Annotated in this window: 20 protein-coding genes; 6 read left to right on the top strand and 14 right to left on the bottom strand. The window is 45.7% G+C overall.

All coding sequences use genetic code 11. The features are described from left to right. Positions 1-50 precede the first annotated feature (50 nt). The 4 genes from AC6I8U_RS06515 to AC6I8U_RS06500 form a co-directional block, all read right to left on the bottom strand. Complete coding sequence (locus AC6I8U_RS06515; protein ID WP_498018067.1) at positions 51-1,055, bottom strand: LacI family DNA-binding transcriptional regulator; 1,005 nt, start codon at positions 1,053-1,055, stop codon at positions 51-53. Between the two features lie 190 nt (positions 1,056-1,245). Next, positions 1,246-2,349: a porin gene (locus tag AC6I8U_RS06510; RefSeq protein WP_234495738.1), complete on the bottom strand. Its 1,104-nt coding sequence runs from the start codon at positions 2,347-2,349 to the stop codon at positions 1,246-1,248. A 147-nt stretch (positions 2,350-2,496) separates the two neighbouring features. Continuing rightward, positions 2,497-3,513 (bottom strand): nuclear transport factor 2 family protein, encoded by a 1,017-nt coding sequence (locus tag AC6I8U_RS06505; RefSeq protein ID WP_234495737.1) that lies wholly within the window; start codon positions 3,511-3,513, stop codon positions 2,497-2,499. 167 nt (positions 3,514-3,680) lie between these two features. Continuing rightward, the gene (locus AC6I8U_RS06500; RefSeq protein WP_498018066.1) at positions 3,681-4,985 is read right to left on the bottom strand and encodes an MFS transporter; all 1,305 of its coding nucleotides are present in this window, start codon (positions 4,983-4,985) and stop codon (positions 3,681-3,683) included. A 337-nt stretch (positions 4,986-5,322) separates the two neighbouring features. Between AC6I8U_RS06500 and AC6I8U_RS06495 the strand changes: the two genes are divergently transcribed. After that, complete coding sequence (locus AC6I8U_RS06495) at positions 5,323-6,864, top strand: sodium:solute symporter family transporter (RefSeq protein ID WP_498018065.1); 1,542 nt, start codon at positions 5,323-5,325, stop codon at positions 6,862-6,864. Positions 6,865-6,878: 14 nt separating this feature from the next. Further along, on the top strand, positions 6,879-8,249 hold the full coding sequence (locus AC6I8U_RS06490) for an L-serine ammonia-lyase (RefSeq protein ID WP_498018064.1): 1,371 nt from the start codon (positions 6,879-6,881) through the stop codon (positions 8,247-8,249). A gap of 45 nt (positions 8,250-8,294) precedes the next feature. Here AC6I8U_RS06490 and AC6I8U_RS06485 read toward each other — a convergent pair whose 3' ends face one another. From AC6I8U_RS06485 to AC6I8U_RS06475, 3 genes are all read right to left on the bottom strand, one after another. Continuing rightward, on the bottom strand, positions 8,295-8,981 hold the full coding sequence (locus AC6I8U_RS06485) for an SDR family NAD(P)-dependent oxidoreductase (RefSeq protein ID WP_498018063.1): 687 nt from the start codon (positions 8,979-8,981) through the stop codon (positions 8,295-8,297). A gap of 66 nt (positions 8,982-9,047) precedes the next feature. Next, complete coding sequence (locus tag AC6I8U_RS06480; RefSeq protein ID WP_498018062.1) at positions 9,048-10,010, bottom strand: NAD(P)H-dependent oxidoreductase; 963 nt, start codon at positions 10,008-10,010, stop codon at positions 9,048-9,050. 39 nt (positions 10,011-10,049) lie between these two features. Next, positions 10,050-10,628, bottom strand: a complete 579-nt coding sequence (locus AC6I8U_RS06475; protein WP_234495731.1) for a nuclear transport factor 2 family protein — start codon at positions 10,626-10,628, stop codon at positions 10,050-10,052. Positions 10,629-10,754: 126 nt separating this feature from the next. Between AC6I8U_RS06475 and AC6I8U_RS06470 the strand changes: the two genes are divergently transcribed. Further along, positions 10,755-11,657 (top strand): LysR family transcriptional regulator, encoded by a 903-nt coding sequence (locus tag AC6I8U_RS06470; protein ID WP_498018061.1) that lies wholly within the window; start codon positions 10,755-10,757, stop codon positions 11,655-11,657. A 16-nt stretch (positions 11,658-11,673) separates the two neighbouring features. Here the strand turns inward: AC6I8U_RS06470 and AC6I8U_RS06465 are convergent, their stop codons facing one another. Beyond that, the gene (locus tag AC6I8U_RS06465; protein WP_498018060.1) at positions 11,674-12,222 is read right to left on the bottom strand and encodes a ricin-type beta-trefoil lectin domain protein; all 549 of its coding nucleotides are present in this window, start codon (positions 12,220-12,222) and stop codon (positions 11,674-11,676) included. A gap of 236 nt (positions 12,223-12,458) precedes the next feature. Here AC6I8U_RS06465 and AC6I8U_RS06460 point away from each other — a divergent pair, with 236 nt between their 5' ends. Continuing rightward, positions 12,459-13,079 carry an HAD family hydrolase gene (locus AC6I8U_RS06460; protein ID WP_498018059.1) on the top strand — a complete coding sequence of 207 codons (621 nt, stop codon included), beginning with the start codon at positions 12,459-12,461 and terminating at the stop codon, positions 13,077-13,079. 34 nt (positions 13,080-13,113) lie between these two features. Here the strand turns inward: AC6I8U_RS06460 and AC6I8U_RS06455 are convergent, their stop codons facing one another. The 5 genes from AC6I8U_RS06455 to AC6I8U_RS06435 all read right to left on the bottom strand — a co-directional run bounded on the left by AC6I8U_RS06455 (position 13,114) and on the right by AC6I8U_RS06435 (position 16,752). Beyond that, on the bottom strand, positions 13,114-13,587 hold the full coding sequence (locus AC6I8U_RS06455; RefSeq protein WP_498018058.1) for a DUF2947 domain-containing protein: 474 nt from the start codon (positions 13,585-13,587) through the stop codon (positions 13,114-13,116). Between the two features lie 8 nt (positions 13,588-13,595). Beyond that, on the bottom strand, positions 13,596-14,186 hold the full coding sequence (locus tag AC6I8U_RS06450) for an HD domain-containing protein (protein WP_498018057.1): 591 nt from the start codon (positions 14,184-14,186) through the stop codon (positions 13,596-13,598). Continuing rightward, entirely contained in the window at positions 14,183-14,761 is a 579-nt protein-coding gene (gene rimJ / locus AC6I8U_RS06445) for a ribosomal protein S5-alanine N-acetyltransferase (protein WP_498018056.1), read from the bottom strand. The genes AC6I8U_RS06450 and rimJ overlap by 4 nt, the downstream gene beginning before the upstream one ends. Then, positions 14,761-16,302: a transcriptional regulator TyrR gene (tyrR, locus tag AC6I8U_RS06440; RefSeq protein ID WP_128648877.1), complete on the bottom strand. Its 1,542-nt coding sequence runs from the start codon at positions 16,300-16,302 to the stop codon at positions 14,761-14,763. The genes rimJ and tyrR overlap by 1 nt, the downstream gene beginning before the upstream one ends. Before the next feature lie 120 nt (positions 16,303-16,422). Further along, a complete protein-coding gene (locus AC6I8U_RS06435) occupies positions 16,423-16,752 on the bottom strand; it encodes an STAS domain-containing protein (RefSeq protein WP_234495725.1) in 330 nt (109 codons plus the stop codon). Between the two features lie 193 nt (positions 16,753-16,945). On the opposite strand from AC6I8U_RS06435, the gene AC6I8U_RS06430 reads away from it, so the two are divergent. Continuing rightward, positions 16,946-17,812 carry a DMT family transporter gene (locus AC6I8U_RS06430; protein WP_042472362.1) on the top strand — a complete coding sequence of 289 codons (867 nt, stop codon included), beginning with the start codon at positions 16,946-16,948 and terminating at the stop codon, positions 17,810-17,812. A gap of 50 nt (positions 17,813-17,862) precedes the next feature. Here AC6I8U_RS06430 and glpD read toward each other — a convergent pair whose 3' ends face one another. Then, positions 17,863-19,395, bottom strand: a complete 1,533-nt coding sequence (glpD, locus tag AC6I8U_RS06425; protein ID WP_498018055.1) for a glycerol-3-phosphate dehydrogenase — start codon at positions 19,393-19,395, stop codon at positions 17,863-17,865. Between the two features lie 268 nt (positions 19,396-19,663). Here glpD and glpK point away from each other — a divergent pair, with 268 nt between their 5' ends. Further along, positions 19,664-21,151 carry a glycerol kinase GlpK gene (glpK, locus tag AC6I8U_RS06420; RefSeq protein WP_498018054.1) on the top strand — a complete coding sequence of 496 codons (1,488 nt, stop codon included), beginning with the start codon at positions 19,664-19,666 and terminating at the stop codon, positions 21,149-21,151. Positions 21,152-21,155 lie beyond the last annotated feature (4 nt).

Here is a 21,155-nt window from a genome sequence, read left to right as displayed (position 1 = left end):
ATGATAAGGTCTGACCACGACTATTATAGTCAGTTTAGAGATGTTAGAAGCTAGTTAGTGCTATTTCGCTCAATAAAGCGTACAGGGACCATCAAGCGAACCAGACTTGAGTCCTTCTCTTTGATTTGATTTGAAATGATTTTTACCGATTCTCTGGCGAGACGAGTGAAGTCTTGGCGGAAGGTCGACAGCTCGTAGCTTAGCCAAGTCGCCTGTGGAATATCATCAAAGCCAATCACCTGAACATCTTCCGGGATCTTCAAATCAAACTCAAAACGAGCTATGTCCATAAAAGCCATCGCTAGATTGTCAGTCGCGCAGAACACACCTTGTGGTTTTGCCCCACTCTTGAGCAATGTACGGATCTCTTCTAGCGCGCCACCATAATCGTAGTTGGCTTCAACGACTTTAGGGGTCTTGCCAGTTAGCGATTGAAACTCATCGCAAAAACCATTGACGCGCTCTTGGTTGGTCAAGGTTGGAACTTCACCCGTTAGATAAACGACGTCGGACAACTTGCTATCCGCAAAGCGCTGTGCAGCGATTTGCCCTGCCGAATAGTTATCACTGATCACATAGCTACTCTTAGTACCCTCGACAACACGGGCGTATTGCACGATTGGTATATTGAACTCTTCACACTCATCGTAAAGCGCTGTATTGAAAGTGGCGGATGCAGCAATGACACCGTCTACTCGATACTGGAAAATATTAGGAATCGAGTGTTGATTTTCACCATCAACTTGCCATGGAATGAGCACGGCTGAGTAGCCGATTTTTTGCAACTCGCTACTGATTAGCTGCAGCGTTTTCATGTGGATAGGATAATCCGCATCTGGGAAGACTAAGCCGATAAGTTTAGACTGATTGGTCGTCAGACTTCGCGCGAACGCATTGGGGCGGTAGTTGAGTGCTTTTGCTGCCTCAAACACCTTTTGTTTGGTCTTTTCTGCGACAGAGCTCCCTTCAACAAACACACGGGATACCGTCGATTGTGACACCCCCGCGAGTTTAGCGACATCTTTTGACGTGACCGTCTGTTTTGGAATATTCATTTATTTAGTTTAATTCACCGAGCCAATGGCGCTAAATGTAGCATAATTTGGTACGTATGCATAAACAGAAAAGCCTTACATCGTTTAAATGTAAGGCTTTAGCACATAAATACCATCTAAAATGGGTTGTACCCATCAACCTGCAGCAATTACCTGTTCCCAAATTGCAACAGGTTGAGGGAACAAGTTATTAGAAGTAGTAACGGATACCCGCAGAGAACTGGTTATCGCGGTTATCGTAGTGGTCTTGCACGTATTGGTCATTACCTTGGTCAAACTGGTATTCAGCCCAAAGAAGGAAGGTGTTCTTTGTAAAGTGATACTCTAGACCTGGAATGATGGTTTGACGCTCGTAGCCATTACCATTGTCATCTTTGCTAGTTAAGTAGTTAACGTTAAGCGTTGGACGAAGACCGTTTTCAAAATGGTAGTAGGTGTATAGCTCTGCGCCACGCGAGTCATAAAACTCAGCGTTATCATTTACTTCCCAGTTTGAGCCTTCGCTGTATGTCGCACCAACATAGAAGCCGCCTAGTGAATAGTTCGCACCAAGCAACGCGATACGTTGAATGTCACCATCGTTGATATTAGATGCATTCTCGATATCTGTAAGCTCATTCTGGTGATACGCCAAACCAAGTGTTAGACCATTTTCAAACGAGTAAGAGGTAGAAGCACCCATACCGTTTTTCAATGTTGCAGTAGCATTGCCAGCTAGAGCAACATCGTTACGTGTTGTTTGGTAAGTGAAGCCGTATTTCCAGTCACCACCCACGTTGTTACGATAAGTAATAGAGTTTTCAGCACGACCTGTGCCTGAAGCAATACCCCAATCCGCTAGATTGTAATAGCCAGTACCACGTGAACCATAGGTACGACCTAAGTCGGTGTACCAAGCCACATCATAGAAAGTACTCCACTGCTTAGTACCTGCAGCGATTTTACCCCACTTTTCGTGTTCTACACCTGCGTATAGAAGACGGCTGTAGATGTCATTGGCAGTCGAAGAAGAGTTATAACCCCACTCTGCGTGACCAAAGCCTTGCCAACCATTTTCAAGTTGCTTAACACCTTTAAAACCAAAACGAGAACTACCACTGTTGAATTCATCGGTGCGAGCTTCATACTCACCAGCTGTGTCATCAAAATTGCGTGCTTTGTTTTGGTAGCGAACTTCAAAACGGCCATCAATAGTTAAAGAGTCACCATTTTCATTGGTAAAAGTGTGTGCGGCCATTGCAGAGGCAGAAGTAAGTGCAGTTACCACTAGTACACTTAATGCAGACTTTTTCATTTGCTTCCTACTTTACAGGCAATAGAAAGCCTCCGTGCCTAACAGCCCGTTAAAAAATAATAATCAGGAAAAACGATGCCACGTCCTGTGGCATCGGTTGGGAGCAAGCTTGAGGTTGAGAGGACGCTCAAGCCGTAGGTATTGCTCTTATAGAGAAGGGTTTAGGATGCTTGAAGTACGCTCGAACACGTCTAGACCTTGCTGTTTTAGCCAGTAAGGAAGGTCGATCAGTACCCAGTTCTCAGATAGCTTGTCACCGTCACGGTAGTAAACGTCTACTACTTGCATGTCTGCACGAACCTCGCCGCCAGTCATACCTAGGAAACCACCGATTGGCGTGTTAGATAGGTTTGGCCAGCCGAAGAAGCAAGAGAAGCTGCCTTCTGCGAAACGACATACGTGGCCGTTGAACTTCTTGTCTTTTAGGTTGTTACGGAACGGAAGCTGGTGCTGCTGTTGGTAACGAGGAATTGTGTAAGATGCACCGATACCACATGGACCGTACCAAATCATGTCTTCAGACCAGCTCTTCGCTAGTACTTCTGGTGGACAACCCATTGCACCGCTGTCGTTAAGTGCAGAAAGGTCAGCAACCATCTTGTTTACTAGATCTAGAGTTGCTTGACCTTCTTCAGGCGCTGCATCTTCAAACAGTAGACCGTCGTGGTTACGAGGTCCAGGGTAAGTGAAGTGCTTACCTGTTGATGGTGGAAGTGGGTAACAACCCGCTTGGTCCATAACACCTAGTAGGTCTAGGAAAAGACCTGTTTTAGTAATTTTACCGTTCTCTACGCAGTTGAATTCAGCGTAACGGATGTTCATGATTTTGCCTGTTGGACGCATACCTAGGTATTCAGCATCGAATAGACCCATGAAGTGACCCATGCTCATAACCCAGATTTCACCTGAAGTTACTTCGTTCTCACCGCCGATAAAGATATCTTGGCGACGTTGCATGCGAGTCATAGATTTCATCAAAGGAGCCCAGAAAACTTCTGCAGCTGCTTCCGCACCTTCTTGCTCACGGAATGGGTAAACACCACGCCATAGGTAATCTTCTGAAGTGTGAGCTTTTAGTACTTCAGCAACGTTTTCGTGCGTTGCGTTTTCCATTGCGTCGAAGTATTCACGTACAACGCGTTTTGCTTCTTGATATTTAGACATAATCATCTCTCTTATTAATGATGAGTCATTGTTGGAACAGGACTCGTAATTAAGTTAGGTTGTCGACAGGTATCTTCAGATACCGGAGAGAATCTACCCGTCGACTAAATTCTTTGAAGACCAAAGTTCGTTAAAAACTTAGCTTCGTTAAAGACTAAGGCCTTTAATTAAGCGCTCGCTTTTTCTACTTTCTTCTCTTTGTGGAACACGCCGCCTTTTAGTGTCTCTGGCAGTGTTAGCCATAGAAGACCTGCGATGATCCATACGATTGGTGAACCCCACATTGCCGTTTGTAGGTCGGTACGCTCTTGGATAAAGATAAGTACCATTGGTGCCCACATACCTAGAATACGACCACCGTGGAACAGTGCCGCACCGTAGCTACGAAGGTGGGCTGGGAATAACTCTGAGAAGTAACCACCCCATACCGCTGATGAAGACAGACCGAAGTTATAAATCAGGCCGAGGATAGCGAGCATGTTCAGACCGCCAATAACCTTGTCACCCGGTGCGATGAAGAAGATTGACACCATGATACCGGCTAGGATGAAACCAAATGCGTTCACCTTACGACCGTACTTGTCTGCCGCCCAACCCCAGAACCAAGCACCAAATAGCGAGCCAAATGCTGAGATGGAGAAGATAAGACCGATTGTTGCACCGTCAAACATACGAACTTCACGTAGGTAAGTCGTTACGAAACCACCGAAGAACTGGAAGCCGTAGAAGTTCAGACCTGCAAGTAGCAAACACGTAATAGTGATAGTGCGGTAAGGCTTGCTTAGCATCTCGCCCCAAGAACCTTTCTTCGCTGTCACGTTAGAGTCTGTTGAAGCTTCAGCCTTCGCTTGCTCTTCTTCGCCGTAAGCAATCACTTTCTTGTCGCTTGGTAAAACGAAGATCATTAGTACAGCTGCCGCTAGTGGTGGTACACCGCCAACCCACATGAGGCTTTGCCATGGAGCATCGATGCTTGTGATAAATGCTGCATACGCACCCATTACCATCAAAGCGACAGAGAACATAGAAGATGCAAAGGCCGTCAACTTACCGCGCACTGTTGGTGTGAATAGACCAATCATCAATGAAACAGCAACCGTGAAGTAGCCACCCAACGATAGACCGATGATGAAACGCATTGCAGCCCATGTAGCGTAGTCGGTAAACATCATATTGATGATGGTTGCGCCACCGTTTAGTGCAGTAATAGCAATCAGGGTGTTCTTTTTACCAAACTTGGTTGCGAACCAAGCACAACTTAATGCACCAATCAGGGCACCAACGGACTGCCACGTGTAGAACTGAGCCGTATCCGACAAGCTAATTCCGTCGTACGCTTCAACGATGTAGGGGCGTACGTAGTCAATAATTACAAAGTTATAACAGTAAAAGAAGTAACCAACCAAGATAGCTAAGTAGGCAGCTACCCTTTGTATCATTGGAACTTCGCTCATGTGTTTTTTAGCGGTCATAGCCGTTAAACCCTTATTTTAATTAGGTATAGTGTTTTTAATGGCGAGCACAGTATTTCTAAACTTTGTTTGACTGCCCCCGTCCTGCGAGATGAATCTTACTTTTTTTGTGGTTTAAAGATCCGTGATCCATATCAAAAACCAATGAATACGCACCCAAAGTGCAGATTTTAGTGACAACGATCACACTAACACGCAAAATTCGCCATTTTGATGTATTTATAGTCAGTTTAGTCGATAAATCTCACATTTATTGACTCAGAACTGTATCATTCGCCTACAATGACGATAGAATCCACTCGAATTTGAAGCAAAAGATGTTTTGGAATAATCAAGAATGGTTACGTACTCAAGCCTCGTTGTAATCGCCCTATACATTACAACAACCATATTTATCAGCTACTTAGTAAATAGGAAGCTGAAAACGGGTGGAGACTTTTCGACAGGTGGACGTCAATTCGGTTGGTTTACAGCGGGAGTATCCATTCTCGCGACTTATATAAGTGCAATGACCTTTATCGGAATGCCCGGTTGGGTCTATGGAACAGGGATGGAAGCGATGGCGATCCACCTCAACTACCCTTTGGTGATCTTTTTCACCGTGGTGTTTTTCGTTCCTATCTTCTACAAGCTCAAGCTGACTTCTATCTATGAGTATCTAGAGATGCGTTTTGGTATCTATGCCAGAACCATCAACTCGATCGTTTTTCTTGTGGTGCAATGTATTTCCGCAGGTGTCATCTTGTATGCGGTGTCGCTAATTCTGGTTCAGGTGTTACCCATCACCATTACCCAAGCGATTTTGTGTATAAGCGTATTCACCGCTATTTACACCTATGCCGGCGGTATTTCGACGGTTATTTGGACAGATATGCTTCAGTCGCTGATCCTAGTCATTGGTACTATCGCTATCTTCTTTATTTTAATTTTCGACATAGATAGCGGTGTGAAATCGACACCTGAGATGCTCAACGTCATTAACCTGAGTATGGATCCAAGTGTCGATACCACACTCTGGGCAGGGTTAGTTGCTGTTGCGTTTCTGCACCTCAGCGTCTATGGCACCAATCAACTGATAATCCAGCGCACTTTGGCAACCAAGTGCGTTAATACAGCCCAAAAATCGATGCTACTTTGTGGTTATGGCGCGTTTTTTATCTATCTGCTGTTCGCCATTTTAGGTGTGCTGCTCAACGTGTTCTACGATGGTCAAGTCTTTGATAACCAAAATGAAGTCATCTTGGATTTTGTGTTCAACCACACCAATCCAATTATTATCGGTTTGATCATTTCAGCATTAGCAGCTGCGGCGATGTCGACTCTGGATTCAACTTACAACTCAATGGCAACCGTAGCGACATTTGATATTTATAAGCGCTTTATTAAAACCGATGCTGAAGATGCGCATTATGAAAGTACCGCGAGAAAAATGAGTTTAGTCGCAGCCGCTTCGGTGGTTGTACCGGCAATTTTGGCGGTATCCAACGAATCCGTATTAAAGACGATCGCTAGTCTGACCTCAATTTTTGTAGGTATTCGTCTTGGCTCTTTTGTGTTAGGAATAGCGTCTAAGAAAGCCAACGAAAAAGGCATTATTCTCGGAAGTATTGTTAGCATGGTCGCCGTATTTGCTGCCAAAGGAATGGACATCGCGTGGCCGTGGTTTGCACCAATAGGGACTTTGGTATTTTTGGTCGTAGGATTGACCACTAGCTATAAATGGGGCGAAGTAACGCCCAAACAGCTAGACTTTATTCATAAACAGAAGCACTTGATCGCTAAGCCAAAAGCCAGCCACTACGGGCTATTTGTCTTCGCAGCGTTCACTGTGGTTATTTGTCTATATATCCCCGACTGGCTTGGTTCAGTACTGCTGTAATAAGGTAATAAGTTATGTTGTCCATCTTCGACATATATAAAGTTGGTGTCGGCCCTTCAAGTTCCCATACGAATGGCCCAATGATCGCTGGCTATCAGTTCACAAAGCTCATTGCTGACAACCTTGATAAGGTGAATCGCGTACAGGTTGACCTCTATGGTTCGCTCTCTTTAACGGGTATTGGTCACCATACCGATAGAGCGACAATCCTAGGTCTGCTTGGCAACAAGCCGGACACCATTAAGATTTCTAGTGCTAACCAAGCTATGAAGAAAGCGATTGATGAGGGCGAACTGCCTCTTGCGGGTACGCATAACATCGCATTCAACTACAAAACAGACATGCTGTTCCATGAAGAAAACCTCCCTCTCCATGAAAACGGCATGACGATCTCCGCTTTTGATAAAGAAGGCAATCGTGTTGGTTTCGAAACCTATTACTCAATCGGTGGCGGTTTCATCGCGACGGAACATGAGTTGCAACACGGTAAAGACGAAGAAGAAGTCAGCGTTGAGTATCCATTCACTAGCGCAGATGAAATGCTAGCACTTGCCGAGAAGAACGGCATGAGTCTTGGCGGTATGGTGCTACGTAACGAACTTGCGTTTAAAGACACCGAAGATATCAACGAGAAAGCTGAGCAGATTTGGCGTGTGATGACGCGCTGTATGGAGCGCGGCTTTGAAACGGAAGGTATCTTGGATGGAGGTCTAAACGTGACTCGCCGTGCCCCTAACCTTCTTAAAAAACTGGAAGCCAACGCAGCAGTCGAAAACGATCCAATGGAAATCATGGATTGGATTAACCTGTTTGCGTTTGCTGTCAGCGAAGAAAACGCGGCGGGCGGTCAAGTAGTGACCTCACCGACTAATGGTGCGGCTGGCGTTATTCCTGCCGTCTTGATGTACTACCACAGATTCATCAAAGAACTGGATACCAAACAGCTTAAAGACTTCCTTGCTGTGTCTGGCGCCATCGGTATCTTGTACAAGACCAATGCTTCGATTTCAGGTGCTGAGGTAGGTTGTCAGGGTGAAGTTGGTGTGTCTTCTTCAATGGCAGCAGCGGGTCTCACGGCTCTTCGTGGCGGTAGTAACGAGCAAATGTGTATTGCTGCAGAAATCGCTATGGAGCACTCACTCGGTATGACTTGCGACCCTATCGGTGGTTTGGTGCAGGTTCCATGTATTGAACGCAACGCAATGGGTGCGATGAAAGCGATTAACGCTTCTCGTATGGCGCTTAAGCGTACCAGCAAATGCCTAATCTCTCTCGATAAAGTCATTGATACCATGTACCAGACTGGTAAAGATATGAACAAGAAGTATCGTGAGACGTCTCAAGGCGGTTTAGCACTGATTCACCTTGCTCCACCTTGTGAATAATCAGTCGTCGATCAAAAACGGCAGCTCATTGAGCTGCCGTTTTTATTACCAATCAATCTGCTTTTTATCTCGGAAAAACTGGCCTGTTGGGGCATCGCTACTCAGCATCGCGAGCCAAATAGCTGTCTCAGCACCCTCTTCCGGTGAACGAGTGGCGCTCATTCCACCCATGTCAGTCCTCACCCAACCTGGACACATCGCATTAATCTTAATGTCTCCGCTGTAGCTGTTTGCTGCGACTTTCGTCATCGCGTTAAGCGTCGCCTTGCTGATTGAGTACGCTGCCGGCCCCGTTAAGCCATCAGAAAAAGCACCCCAACCCGATGAGATATTAACAATCCGTCCATAACCATTGCTCGTCATTTGGTTGGCACAGTACTGAGTTAACTCAAACGCCGCAAAAGCATTGGTTTGCATGGACGACATGAGCGCTTCATTTGAAAGCTGTGCAAAAGGCGTTTCCTCAAGCACACCCGCGTTGTTGACTAAAACGTCTATCTTAGAGAAACGCTCAGATAGGTGTGCTAGCGCTCGCTGTCGCGATTCATGGGTTGATAAGTCAAGTTCCACCGCAACAACATTAGCCCCGATGGCACTCGCAACTACGTCTCCTTGACTGAGATCTCGACAACCAAGAACAACGTCAAAACCGTGCTCAGCTAACCCTTTGACGATCGCCAGTCCAATCCCGCGATTACCACCAGTGACTAACGCTACTTTGTTCTCGTTCATTCTGTCCTCCAGCTATGATATGCGCGCCGTCAATTCCGAAGAACTGACGACGCAGCGACAAGCTCATTAAGAGTTAACGGGTATCACTTCGTAACTATGGATACGCACATCGCCATTGCTATCAAAGCTTACTTGCCAAGTTTCATTAACCAACAGATTAATGTCTTCGCCCTTCATTGGGGAGTCATCAAACGTCTCTGCGATTAATCGGATTCTAAGTTCAGCGACGTAGCCTAACTCCGATTCCTTCACCTCGACTTGTTCCACCACATGGTCACAGTCCGGTTTAAAGACTTTGCGAACTAACGCATACCAATCTCTGAAGCCTTCATGCCCAATGAACTCACCTTCCGGTACTGTCCACTTAACATCCTCGGCCAAATAGCGCGTAAACTGTTCTGTCGACTCTTCAAGGCGGTCGAACTTAGCAAACCAGTTCGCAACAAACTTCTGAATACGATTCTCTGGCGAGTAAATCAAATCCTCAATTTGCGCTTCTACTCGGGTTGCATGGTCACGCGCACGAGCTTCCACTTCTTCAAGCTTGTTATACACACCCGGAATGTACACCATACGATGAGTATAGATTGGCTTGATGTAATTCATGCCCGCAAGATAAGCCGTTTGCTGCATCGGACGAAGCATCTCTTCAATAGTGAAGTGATTATACCCAAGCGGATCGTAGGACTCCTCAGGACCACCCACCGTAAACGAGAGAATGAAATCTTTACCTTTGAGCTTGTCGCCTTCTGGACCATACGCGAAATTAAAGCTAAACACGTCATCCATCCACTTTTTCAACAAAGCAGGCATTGAATACCAGTAGAAAGGAAATTGAAGGACGATAACATCAGCTTTGATCATCGCTTGCTGCTCCGCTTCAACATCAATCTTGTAGTCTGGGTACAAGCTATCAAGGCGACGTACTTCGATGTCAGAAATGTTATCGCTAAGCTGGTTTAGAATGACTTTATTGGTGTATGACGAATCAAGCTCTGGGTGACCAGAAATAACAAGTACTTGGCTCATAGTTTTTCTCTCAAATAAATTCGGTTTGTAATCGCGCTGTTAGTCAGCAAAAAAAGCGTTGAAGAAGGCATCTGAGGTGTACACGTCCCCAGAGAAGTTCTGAACTCGTTTAATTTTCCCATCTTCAATTTGATAAAGTAGGATCCAATTTAAATCCACATTGTCGCCTGCAGCAGTGCTGTATCCTCTATGTGCATCAATGACATAGGTATCGTTTGCTGCCAAAATCATCACTTCGGCTTTGAAACCTGCTTCACCAAGCTTGGCGAAAAACTCGGTAAACTCCGTAATACCACGTTTAGTTCCTGCAAGGGCATGACGACCAGGAATATGCCACTCGACATCCTCGGCAACGAACTCACGAATACCTTCCAAATCCCCTTGTCCATAAGCAGCAAAGAAGCCTTGTACAACCTTAAGTGCTTCGCTGTCCTCAGATCCTTTTGCAACTGGATTTTCAGGTTTAGGCCAATATTGAGGCTGGTTAATTTCAACGGCATCTTGTTTCGCTTTCATATTCTCGACTCCTGAGCTTGCCAACTCACTTGCTGACAATGTGCTTGATGACAGTGTAAAGATCGCGGTGCTAAGCATGGCAACGTAGTTGAATCCTTTCATAATAGCTCCTTGTTTGTGCTTGATGACTTAACTTGCAAACAAGTGTAGCGCTAACCATTAATAAAGATTAGATGACATTTATCTAAATCATTATTAGTCTATAACTAATAGTTAAAGAGATTTGTTATGAATGGAACGACGTTTAATCAACTCGTGGTTTTCAACACCATAGTGCAGGAAGGCAGTATCACTAAGGCGGCACAAAAGCTTGAGATGGCCGCACCATCTGTCAGTAATGCGCTGAAGGCACTTGAGCAGCACATCGGTCTGCCTTTGTTTACACGTACAACTCGACGTATCGAGGTGACGGAAGCAGGCAAATTACTTCACGATAGAACCTATCACTCCATATCCGACTTAAATCTAGCCGTTGAGAGCATAAGTGACCTAAGCCGCGTGCCCACAGGAAAGGTACGCATAACCGTACCTAGGTTCGTTTACCAATATGTACTCGAACCCATCTATGCCGAGTTTTGTCATCGCTACCCGCATATTGAGTTAGAGATCTCTATCTCCGACGCAGCTATTGATATCCTCAATGAAGGCTTTGATTTAGGGGTAAGGTTTGGAGATAGGGTTGAGGAAGGCATGGTGGCTAAAAAACTCACCTCCCCAACCAAAGAAGCCTTTTTTGCCTCAAAAGACTACGTGCAGAAATTTGGCCTGCCGAACAAGCCAGACGATCTAAAAGCGCACAAGATGATCCAGTATCGTTTCATCTCATCGAATCAAATCGCCCCTCTTATCCTCAATAACGGCGGAGAAAACCTGGTCGTAGAGATGCCAACTGCCATGGTGGTTAATGACACCACGCTCATGGTCAATGCAGCGCGAAAAGGATTAGGGATTGGACGATTGATTGAGCCCATGATTCAAGAAGACCTTGCTCGAGGGGAGCTTATACCTGTGTTGCCTGAGTATTGGTTCCCTTATTCAGGGCTCTATGTGTATTTTCACCGCAATACACAGAAGGCGAAGCGCGTCCGGGTGCTGATAGATTTTCTGACGGAAAAAACACAGCACCTATAATAGTGCGCGAGCTAGTTTAGAGCGTGTTGGTCACCCACGTTTGATAGTCGTTACTATCGGCTTCGCACAACTCTAGAGAAATTGGTCTCATGACGTGCGCGGGTGACCCTCCGCGACCTTCTTTTTTCTCAGTGCTATTTACCGTAACACACAGACTTGGCTCAGATTGAGAAACGATATTACCTTGAGCTGTGAGAGAAAAACTCTGCTCTTTAGAACCATCACAAGGATTTAACCCTAGCGTAGCTCCCTGTTCTAGACTTGAGGCCGTCATACAAACGTCAAAATAGGAAATTCGGAACTGGTTTTCTGCCAACAGCGCCACGTCAAACCCTTGATCTTCTAGAATACCACCTGTGTAGTTATAGCAAGTATGCGCTTGAAGCCCCTTCTCGATTGGGGCGTTAGCTCCCTGTCCCCCTGCGATATCGATGCAGTATCCACGAGACTCATCCAACTTCGATGTCAACATCACTTCTGCAACTCTTTCATCTGCCGCATGGGAAAGAAAAGATGAGACAATAAGCCCAAGGATGGCACTTGATGCTAAAACACGCTTACTCATAATCTGACTCACTTTATCGATAGTAACGACCGCTAGTATAGTCAATGATTAGCACTCTCCCTTTATATGACACAAATACAACCTAGTTGGAGCACTCATATAATAGTCATTCTTATATATGCTACAACGCTTTATGCTCGGACTTCACTTGGTTAAACTGCTAAACACAATCACTTCATATCAAAGCAATACTGTCTTGGTACAGTCTGTTTTAATTATGACAAAAGGAAAACACCGTGAAATCTGAAAGTATAAAGAATGTTGTCTTCGACGTCGGCAACGTCATTGTTCGCTGGTCGCCTATTGAAATCGTCAACCTGACTTTCGGTACTCAAGGTGATGAATCGAAAGAGTTGGCTAAACGCATTTTCCAGTCTGAAATCTGGCTTGATATCAACAAAGGCTTGCTCACCGAACAACAAGCTAAAGCGCAATATCAGAAGACATTAGGCTTGAGTGCTGCGGAGTGCGACAAACTGTTTTACTACGTGAAAGAAACCCAAATATTGCTGTTTGGCACGTTAGAGCTCATTCATAAATTAAAGCAAGCTGGATATCGGATCTTCGCACTCACTGATAACGTGAATGAGATCGTTGCGCACTTAAAACAGAGATACGATTTTTGGCCGCTGTTTGAGCATGCCACGATTTCATCTGAACTTGGTTTTTTGAAACCGAGTATCGACATTTATCAATCACTTCTGACTCACAACGATTTAATTGCCAAAGAAACCGTGTTTCTTGATGATATGCCTTATAACGTGGAAGGGGCGAAAAACAACGGCATGCACGCCATTCAGTTTGCCGATGCGGAGCAAGCCTCGGGAGCACTTAGAGAGCTGGGACTGACCTTCTAGACAGAAAAACGCCAGCAGATGCTGGCGTTTTTGATTACTTACGTTTACCGAGTTTTACCGTACCATTGGTCGAGAACCAAAGCGCTTCTGAGCGGCGGCGGCCTAACAAAATAGGGCCGTCATCGTAAAATAGGAAGTTCTTCCAATAGCGTTTGAAGATCGACCATTTGGTCTCAATCACGTTGTACTTTTCGTAGCAGAAGTACACTGTCACGTCATCTTGCCAGTCAATGAATTGCGCTACCGCTTCTGGTAGATCATTTTCATCGGCTTCCCACGCCTGCATCCAATCCACTTCGTCCCACCAATTGTTGTCTTTCATTGGCCAGTCTTGGCTACTTAGGCGCTCTGCATCCGGACTTTGCGCACTGATGTTTTCTTTCCAAAACTGTGCTGCACGGGCTTGCGTCATTGGTTTAATCTGAGGCCAATCCGCTTCAGGCACCGACATTGATTGATGGGTAAAAATCCATTTTCTTTGGTATTCATCCAAAGTTGTGTACGACATTCAGTTTCCTAATTCTTTAACCAGCCATTTTCAACGGCTTCTTCAATGAGCGATTTTGCTTTATCCCAGAGCACTTGTGAACCTTTTTCTATCTTTTGGTTCACCTGCATGACCTGAGATTTTGAAACCTCGTTTTCTACCCAGCTTTGACCATCATTATGATAATTCAGTAGCATCGGAATAAGTCTATCTAAAGCTTTGGCAAACTTTGCTTCGGGAGATTGCGCTAACTCGAACTCCTGCCAAACGTCAAACAGCTCTTGCCCTTGATCTTGAGGAAGCATCCCAAACAGACGATGCGCGGCTGCCAGTTCTTTCTCTTCTTGTTCCTTTGAAGCTTGCGCATCATACACAAAGGTATCGCCAGCATCGATTTCAACAATATCGTGAAGCAGCAACATCTTGACGACTTTGGTGATCTCTACGGGTTCGTTGGCATGTTCTTGCATAAGAAGCGCCATCATAGCGATATGCCAACTGTGCTCTGCACTGTTCTCAAGACGCCCTTCGGCGCTGCGAACGCGTGTCCTTCTCAACACGCTTTTCAGTCGGTCTAGCTCAATCAAGAGCGATAATTGCTGCTCTAATCTCTGGTTCATGCTTGCTTCCAGTTCGGGCTATGAAGAGAAGTCAGGATGTGATCTTCCCACTTCCCATTAATCAGTAGGTAATCTTTGGCAAACCCTTCTCGTTCAAAGCCCATCTTCTCTAATACGGCTTCACTTCGCTTATTGTGAGGCATATAACTAGCCGCTATTCGATGCATATTTTGGTATTCGAACATGTAAGGGATAGCCATTGACAGCGCACGTCGCATGTATCCTTGTCCCTGTGCATCTTCAGCAAGTGAATACCCCAAATTACAAGAATGGAACGGAAAACGAACCAAATTACTGAATGACACCGTACCTTTCATCTCTTTGGTATCGGCATCAAAAATCAAACAGTAATACGCCAAGCCAAGACGATGTAGCTCTTCTAACTTAAGCAGTTTGCTTGCCCATGTATCTACCTGGAAAAAACCTTCATCTCGCTTGGGCTCCCAAGGCTGTAGAAAGCGACGATTATCTTGAAAGTACTGAGACACAGTATAAGCATCGGACGGAGAAGAGGTTCTCACCAACACATTGCCATCACGACGATGCAATTGCACCGCCGAGCTTCTGTCTTCCATTAATTCTTCCTGATGTTGTAATCACGCAGTTTGTTTGCGATAGAGGTGTGCGAGACGTTCAAACGCTTCGCTAGCTTACGACTCGATGGGAAAGATTGGTATAGCTTCTCCAGCACCTTAGACTCGTAGTCTTTCATGATGTCATCCAGTGAGCCGTCGATGTTGAGATTGACACTGCCTGAACTGACGGACTCTAATTTAGGTAAGTTAAAATCTTCCAGCTTCAACCTTGCACCTGTCGTTTGTGTCAGTGCTCTGAGTACCATGTTATCGAGCTGACGCATGTTACCCGGCCAAGGATAATTGCTTAGCGCATCCAAAAGCTCCTCGTCAGCTTCTGGTTTGCTAATGCCCAGTTTATTGCTGTGCTTCGCTACAAATAATTCTAGCAACGGCGTAATGTCGCTAGCACGCTCTCTAAGCGGTGGAATAGTCAGCGTCAATACATTGAGGCGATAATAAAGATCCTCACGGAATGCCCCCTGCTCCGCTAGGTCGGCAAGGTTGTGGCGCGTTGACGCAATGATTCTCACATCAACATGCACTTCGTGTTCTTCGCCTACACGACGGAATGTGCCATCTTGAAGGAAACGAAGCAGCTTGATTTGCAGGTGTGGACTCATCTCACCAATTTCATCAAGCAGTACCGTGCCGCCATTCGCTTGCTCAAAAATGCCTTTGTGTCCATGTTCGTGATTAAACGAACCAGGAGCATGGCCAAATAGTTCCGTCTCCGCGACATCATCTGGCATCGAAGCACAGCTCAATACCAGAAATGGCTGAGAAGCGCGATTAGAGCGATTATGGCAGGCTTTCGCTAGCATCTCTTTGCCAGTACCCGTCTCACCTTCGATAAGCAAGGGCTGGTCAAGCATCGCGAGCTTTTTAGCTTGGCTCATTAACGCCTTGTGACGGTTGGACAAGCCCACAAAGTGCTCAAAGCCCAGTGTATTGCTATCTGCCAGAGATTCAGTGCTGACAGAGTGAGTCGTAGGGTGAATACTCATTACAGCACTGGCGAGAACGGTCTCGTTCGATTCACCAGTGATGTAAACAGGCAAGATTTCCATTGTGTAATCCAGCCCATCGACGACAATCGCTTGTTTCTGTCTGGTGATATCGCCTTCAATCCACTTGGCGAAATTGAAACTTGGCAATAGCTGCGAGATTAATTGACCAATGGCCTCTTCTTCGCTTTTTGCCAACAGCTTCAACGCGGCATGGTTCGCCATGTCGATCGCGCCTTTCAGATCGATAGAAAGTACTGGATAAGGTAAGTTAGTTAGTAGAGAGACAAGCTCTGTGTTGTGCCTTTCGCTAGGCATGAACTGGATTTTGCGGACGTCTTTTACGCCAGAGATTCTTCGAATCTCTGCCATTAAGTCACGAAACGTCTCAAAGTCTATGTCTGGACAGTTGAGGTAAATAATGCCCGTAGTATCAATTTCAATACCACGTAAGTCGATACTGTTGGATGCCAAGATATCTAACAGCTCTCGAGTCAAACCGAGCCTGTCTTCGCAGAGGACTTCTAAACGCACTTTATATTCCTGTCGAAAGTGTCACGAAATGTTGACACTAAGTGTGTATGACTCAACGTGAGTCGTCAACAAAAACAGAAAGTTGCCGATATGAATTGCGTCGTTTTTATACAACTAGACTTAGCTTGCCAGAATAGCCTGCTCTATATCACTGTATACTCGGACGATCTGGTCAACTTTTGTGACCTTAAGTAGCTGTAATACAGGGGCACTCTCTGTAACCACGGAAATCTCCGACGTCATATGGTGTTTTTTGAAAGCCATTAGAACCCCCAAAGCGCTACTGTCCATAAAACTAACGTGAGAGAGATCGAGAAGAATCGGTTTGTCACCCGTTTCAGGCAGTGCATCAATAAACTGCCTAAACTGGGTCACCATTTTTGAATCAAACGAAGAGGACTCAACTTCAATCACGGTAAGCGAGTCATTACTGTACGTTGCGAAAGCCATAAACACCTCTAGCCAAGATGTGTGTATTGTTATCTATTCTCCATATGAATATAGACGCATTTCAATCAACGTACATCATCCCTCACTAAATCATTACGTGAACAGTATAATTTGCTTAATTCATTACTTTTAATATGGCTTACCAAATCTATTTGAAGCAGAATAGACAAAAAACAACAAGACATCCCCGACATTGAACTATCGCGCTGAACTTATTCTGGTTTTCACCACTTTGCTTGCCGGTGCTGGATGGGTATTTTCGAAAGAAGCCATACAAGGTCTACCCCCGTTTGGCTTTATCGGACTACGATTTCTCGCCGCATCACTCATATTGCTCCCTTTTTGCTACAAAGCACTAAAGGCGGCGTCTCTCTCAGATTGCCTGCGCGCACTTAGCGTAGGTGGCTTCTTGGGGGGCGCGATATTTTGCTGGATCCATGCAATTTCTATCAGCGACACATTAGGCGAAGGCGCATTTATTATGAGCCTGTCGATGTTGTTCGTACCTTTAGTTGCATGGGTGCTGTTCAAGTCCAAACCCATTCGGGCATTCTGGTTGTCTTTGCCTCTTGCTGTCGTGGGTCTGTTCTTGCTTTCTTGGAAAGGAAGCTGGTCGTTCAATGCCAGTCAGCTTTGGTTCTTAGTGTCGGCCGTAGGTCTTGCCGTGCACTTCAACTTCAATAGCAAATACTCAGCGAGCCTATCGCCGATGTTGTTGACTACCCTCCAGCTGTTCTCTACTGGCTGTTTGGGTTTACTTCTCTCATGGTTTACCGAAACCTGGCCTAGCGAAATCTCGGTTGTGACGTGGAAATGGTTCACTTTAAGCGTGATTCTCGCCACCAGCTTACGCTATCTGATGCAAACGACGGGTCAAAAGCTCGCTAATCCAACCAACGCTGCACTATTGATGCTGTTAGAGCCAGTGTGGACTCTGATACTCAGTGTGCTTATTTACGATGAGTCTATGCCACTAAACAAAATCCTTGGCTGTCTTTGCTTGCTCGCATCGCTGATATTCTATCGCTTAAGCTCCATGGTCATTATCCGCAGAAAATAGACGAAAAAGAGCGCATTACTGTGCGCTCTTTTTCTCAATGTTGTTTCTACTTAGTTGCCCACACATTTTAGTGTTGTCGAATTGGCGGCCAATAGTTTGCTTTGCATGTAAGCATTAAGCTTTTCAGTTTGAAGCTCGTTAAATTCTAATCCCAGTTTGCTTCTTCGCCACAAAATGTCGTCGGTGGACACAGCCCATTCGCTCTCCATAAGATAGTCGACTTCGGTTTGATACAACCCATGTCCAAAGTGCTCCCCCATTGATTCTGGAGTGGAGATTCCCGCTAACACAGTCTCGATTCGCGTTCCATACGAGCGAACCCAACGACGAATGATTGCAGAATCAAGCCACGGATAACGTTTCGCCATTTGCTCTGCGAGCGCCTCTCTGTTTGAGAAATTACCGCCAGGCAGTGTGGCTTCTTTAGTCCAATCTGGTCCCATGTGCGGAAAGAAAGGCACTAGTTTGTTCACTGCAGCTTGTCCTAGCTTTCGATAGGTAGTCAGCTTACCACCAAAAATAGACAGAAGAGGAGCATCATCGAGTTCATCATCTAGCTCGATAGTGTAATCACGTGTCACCGCTTGCGGATCATCAGACTCATCTTCACACAGTGGCCTTACACCTGACCAATCGGAAACAATGTCCTCTTTTGAGATTTTGCTTTTGAAGTGCTGGTTGACGATTGCACACAGGTAGTCGACTTCATTGTCATCAATCGCGACTTTACTTGGGTCACCTTGATAGTCCACATCGGTCGTCCCAACGACTGAATAGCTATCCATATACGGGATCACAAACACGATACGCTTATCTTCGTTCTGCAGGATGTAAGCATGATCGCCCTCGTACATTCTAGGGACAACAATATGACTGCCCTTAACCAAGCGAATATGTCTTGGGGAGCGCAGCTCTAATTGCTCGTCAAAGAAACGATCCACCCAAGGACCAGCAGCATTGACCAGCGCTTTCGCTTTGAAGGTAGAACGCTCGCCCGTTAAGCCGCTTTCAACCTCTACCAACCAACCATCTTCTGCTCGCTGCGCGCCAATACACTTAGTTCGAGCAAAAATGTCTGCTCCTTTCTCCTTTGCCAATAGCGCGTTAGTCACAACCAATCTCGCATCATCCACTGCACAATCTGAGTATTCGAAACCAATCTGCATCTCAGGCAGTAACGGGCTGTCATCACTGCCAAACTTAACACTGCTGCTACCCATTAAGGACACGCGCTTTCCAAGGTGATCGTAAAGGAACAACCCAGCACGAATCATCCAAGCAGGTCGTAAATGGGGGCGATGAGGCAATTGAAAGCGTAGTGGAGACACTAAATGCGGTGCATTTTTCAATAGCACTTCACGCTCTGCTAATGCTTCAGAGACCAAACGAAACTCATAGTGTTCTAGATAACGAAGTCCGCCATGTATCAATTTACTGCTCGCTGATGAAGTGGCAGAAGCAAGATCGTTCATTTCAAACAGTGCCACATTTAATCCACGACCTGCCGCGTCTGCAGCAACAGCAACCCCATTGATACCACCACCTATTACTACTACATCGTAAGCTTTGTTCGCTTGACTCATTGCCACTGACCTCCATTAACTCGCAATCTTCAAATGAGCATACGAACAATATAATGCGCGAATACGAACATTGCGAGCATTTTGATACTATTTTGTTAAATTTTTTTGTAGTTACTGTTTTGCTCACAGATTTCATTATCGTCTTTGAACATTATTATCAACGACACTAAGATGAAACACTGATGTGCTTAGTAGACTAAATACCAACATGGTCGAAAACGAACACTAACGCCCATTCATACCATTACTATCGACAGACGGACAATCTATGAACAACAAAAACGTCATCATCGCTCTAGACCAAGGAACCACAAGTTCACGAGCGATCGTCTTTGATCACGATGCGAACATCGTTACTACTGCTCAACGTGAATTTACCCAAATATACCCTCAGCCCGGCTGGGTTGAGCATGACCCAATGGAGATATGGGCAACGCAGCGCTCATCACTCACCGAAGCGTTGGCGCAAGCGGATATTTCTAGTGAAGAAGTCTCTGCAATAGGCATTACTAACCAACGTGAAACCACTGTGGTTTGGGACAAAGAAACTGGGCTGCCAATTTATAATGCGATTGTCTGGCAATGCCGCAGGACAGCAAGCTATTGCGACCAATTAAAAGCCGATGGTCACGAAACCATGATTCGAGACAAGACTGGTCTCGTCATTGATGCCTACTTCTCTGCCTCTAAGGTGGCCTGGATCCTTGATAACGTAGAAGGCGCGCGAGAAAAAGCAGAAAACAGAGAGCTGCTATTCGGTACTGTCGATACTTGGCTGATTTGGAAGCTAACTCATGGCAAAACGCACGTAACCGATGTCAGTAATGCATCACGAACCATGCTATTTAACATCCACACGCTCGAGTGGGATGATGCTCTGCTTGAGCTATTTAATATCCCTCGTACCATGCTACCTAGCGTCAAGTCATCCAGTGAAACTTATGGGCATACTCAAATCGGCGGCGGTGCGAAGGCAATTCCTATTAGCGGAATCGCCGGAGACCAGCAAGCTGCGCTTTTTGGACAGCAGTGCGTTAAGAAAGGCATGGTAAAAAACACCTACGGCACTGGTTGTTTTTTACTGATGAACACGGGTCACAGTCCTGTCACTTCTCAACATGGTCTATTAACGACGGTGGGTTTTAAAGTCGGTGACGAGGTGACGTACGCTCTAGAAGGTAGCGTTTTCATGGGCGGCGCCACGATTCAATGGCTCAGGGATGAACTTGGTCTTATTCGCGATGCCAAAGATACCGCCTACTTTGCAGAGCAAGTTGATAGTGCCAACGGCGTGTACATGGTGCCTGCCTTTGTGGGGCTTGGTGCGCCTTATTGGGATCCGCATGCGCGCGGTACGCTCGTGGGCTTAACGCGAGGCACAAACCGAAACCACATCATCCGAGCCGCACTTGAAGCCATTGCCTATCAAAGTAAAGACGTACTGATGGCGATGGAAGAGGACTCAGGCATCAAACTTAACCAGATACGCGTCGATGGTGGCGCAGTAGCGAATGACTTTTTGATGCAGTTCCAAGCAGATGTGATGGGCAGTAAAGTGTTGAGACCTACTGTTCGTGAATCCACGGCACTTGGTGCCGCGATGTTAGCTGGCTTAGCGGTTGGCTATTGGCAAAGCCAAGAAGAGCTTGCAGAGAAAAAACAGGTGGAACGAACATTCTCACCTCAAATTGAACGAGAGAAACGTGACCAGCTTTATGCAGGTTGGCTCGATGCGGTAGAGCGAACTAAAGACTAGCTTT

The organism is Vibrio sp. KUL80 (genome assembly GCF_059725495.1).
Note: the sequence above shows the minus strand (reverse complement) of the source record. Positions and strands in the feature narration are given on the sequence as shown.

What these genes read in the sequence shown, in the direction of transcription:
- AC6I8U_RS06450 (WP_498018057.1), bottom strand. Translation starts at nt 14,186, where the DNA reads ATGAACCAGAGATTAGAGCAGCAATTATCGCTCTTGATTGAGCTAGAC.
- AC6I8U_RS06500 (WP_498018066.1), bottom strand. Translation starts at nt 4,985, where the DNA reads ATGACCGCTAAAAAACACATGAGCGAAGTTCCAATGATACAAAGGGTA.
- glpD (WP_498018055.1), bottom strand. Translation starts at nt 19,395, where the DNA reads ATGAGTCAAGCGAACAAAGCTTACGATGTAGTAGTAATAGGTGGTGGT.
- AC6I8U_RS06475 (WP_234495731.1), bottom strand. Translation starts at nt 10,628, where the DNA reads ATGAAAGGATTCAACTACGTTGCCATGCTTAGCACCGCGATCTTTACA.
- AC6I8U_RS06505 (WP_234495737.1), bottom strand. Translation starts at nt 3,513, where the DNA reads ATGTCTAAATATCAAGAAGCAAAACGCGTTGTACGTGAATACTTCGAC.
- rimJ (WP_498018056.1), bottom strand. Translation starts at nt 14,761, where the DNA reads ATGGAAGACAGAAGCTCGGCGGTGCAATTGCATCGTCGTGATGGCAAT.
- AC6I8U_RS06470 (WP_498018061.1), top strand. Translation starts at nt 10,755, where the DNA reads ATGAATGGAACGACGTTTAATCAACTCGTGGTTTTCAACACCATAGTG.
- AC6I8U_RS06465 (WP_498018060.1), bottom strand. Translation starts at nt 12,222, where the DNA reads ATGAGTAAGCGTGTTTTAGCATCAAGTGCCATCCTTGGGCTTATTGTC.
- AC6I8U_RS06515 (WP_498018067.1), bottom strand. Translation starts at nt 1,055, where the DNA reads ATGAATATTCCAAAACAGACGGTCACGTCAAAAGATGTCGCTAAACTC.
- AC6I8U_RS06455 (WP_498018058.1), bottom strand. Translation starts at nt 13,587, where the DNA reads ATGTCGTACACAACTTTGGATGAATACCAAAGAAAATGGATTTTTACC.
- AC6I8U_RS06485 (WP_498018063.1), bottom strand. Translation starts at nt 8,981, where the DNA reads ATGAACGAGAACAAAGTAGCGTTAGTCACTGGTGGTAATCGCGGGATT.
- AC6I8U_RS06490 (WP_498018064.1), top strand. Translation starts at nt 6,879, where the DNA reads ATGTTGTCCATCTTCGACATATATAAAGTTGGTGTCGGCCCTTCAAGT.
- AC6I8U_RS06480 (WP_498018062.1), bottom strand. Translation starts at nt 10,010, where the DNA reads ATGAGCCAAGTACTTGTTATTTCTGGTCACCCAGAGCTTGATTCGTCA.
- AC6I8U_RS06510 (WP_234495738.1), bottom strand. Translation starts at nt 2,349, where the DNA reads ATGAAAAAGTCTGCATTAAGTGTACTAGTGGTAACTGCACTTACTTCT.
- AC6I8U_RS06495 (WP_498018065.1), top strand. Translation starts at nt 5,323, where the DNA reads ATGGTTACGTACTCAAGCCTCGTTGTAATCGCCCTATACATTACAACA.
- glpK (WP_498018054.1), top strand. Translation starts at nt 19,664, where the DNA reads ATGAACAACAAAAACGTCATCATCGCTCTAGACCAAGGAACCACAAGT.
- AC6I8U_RS06435 (WP_234495725.1), bottom strand. Translation starts at nt 16,752, where the DNA reads ATGGCTTTCGCAACGTACAGTAATGACTCGCTTACCGTGATTGAAGTT.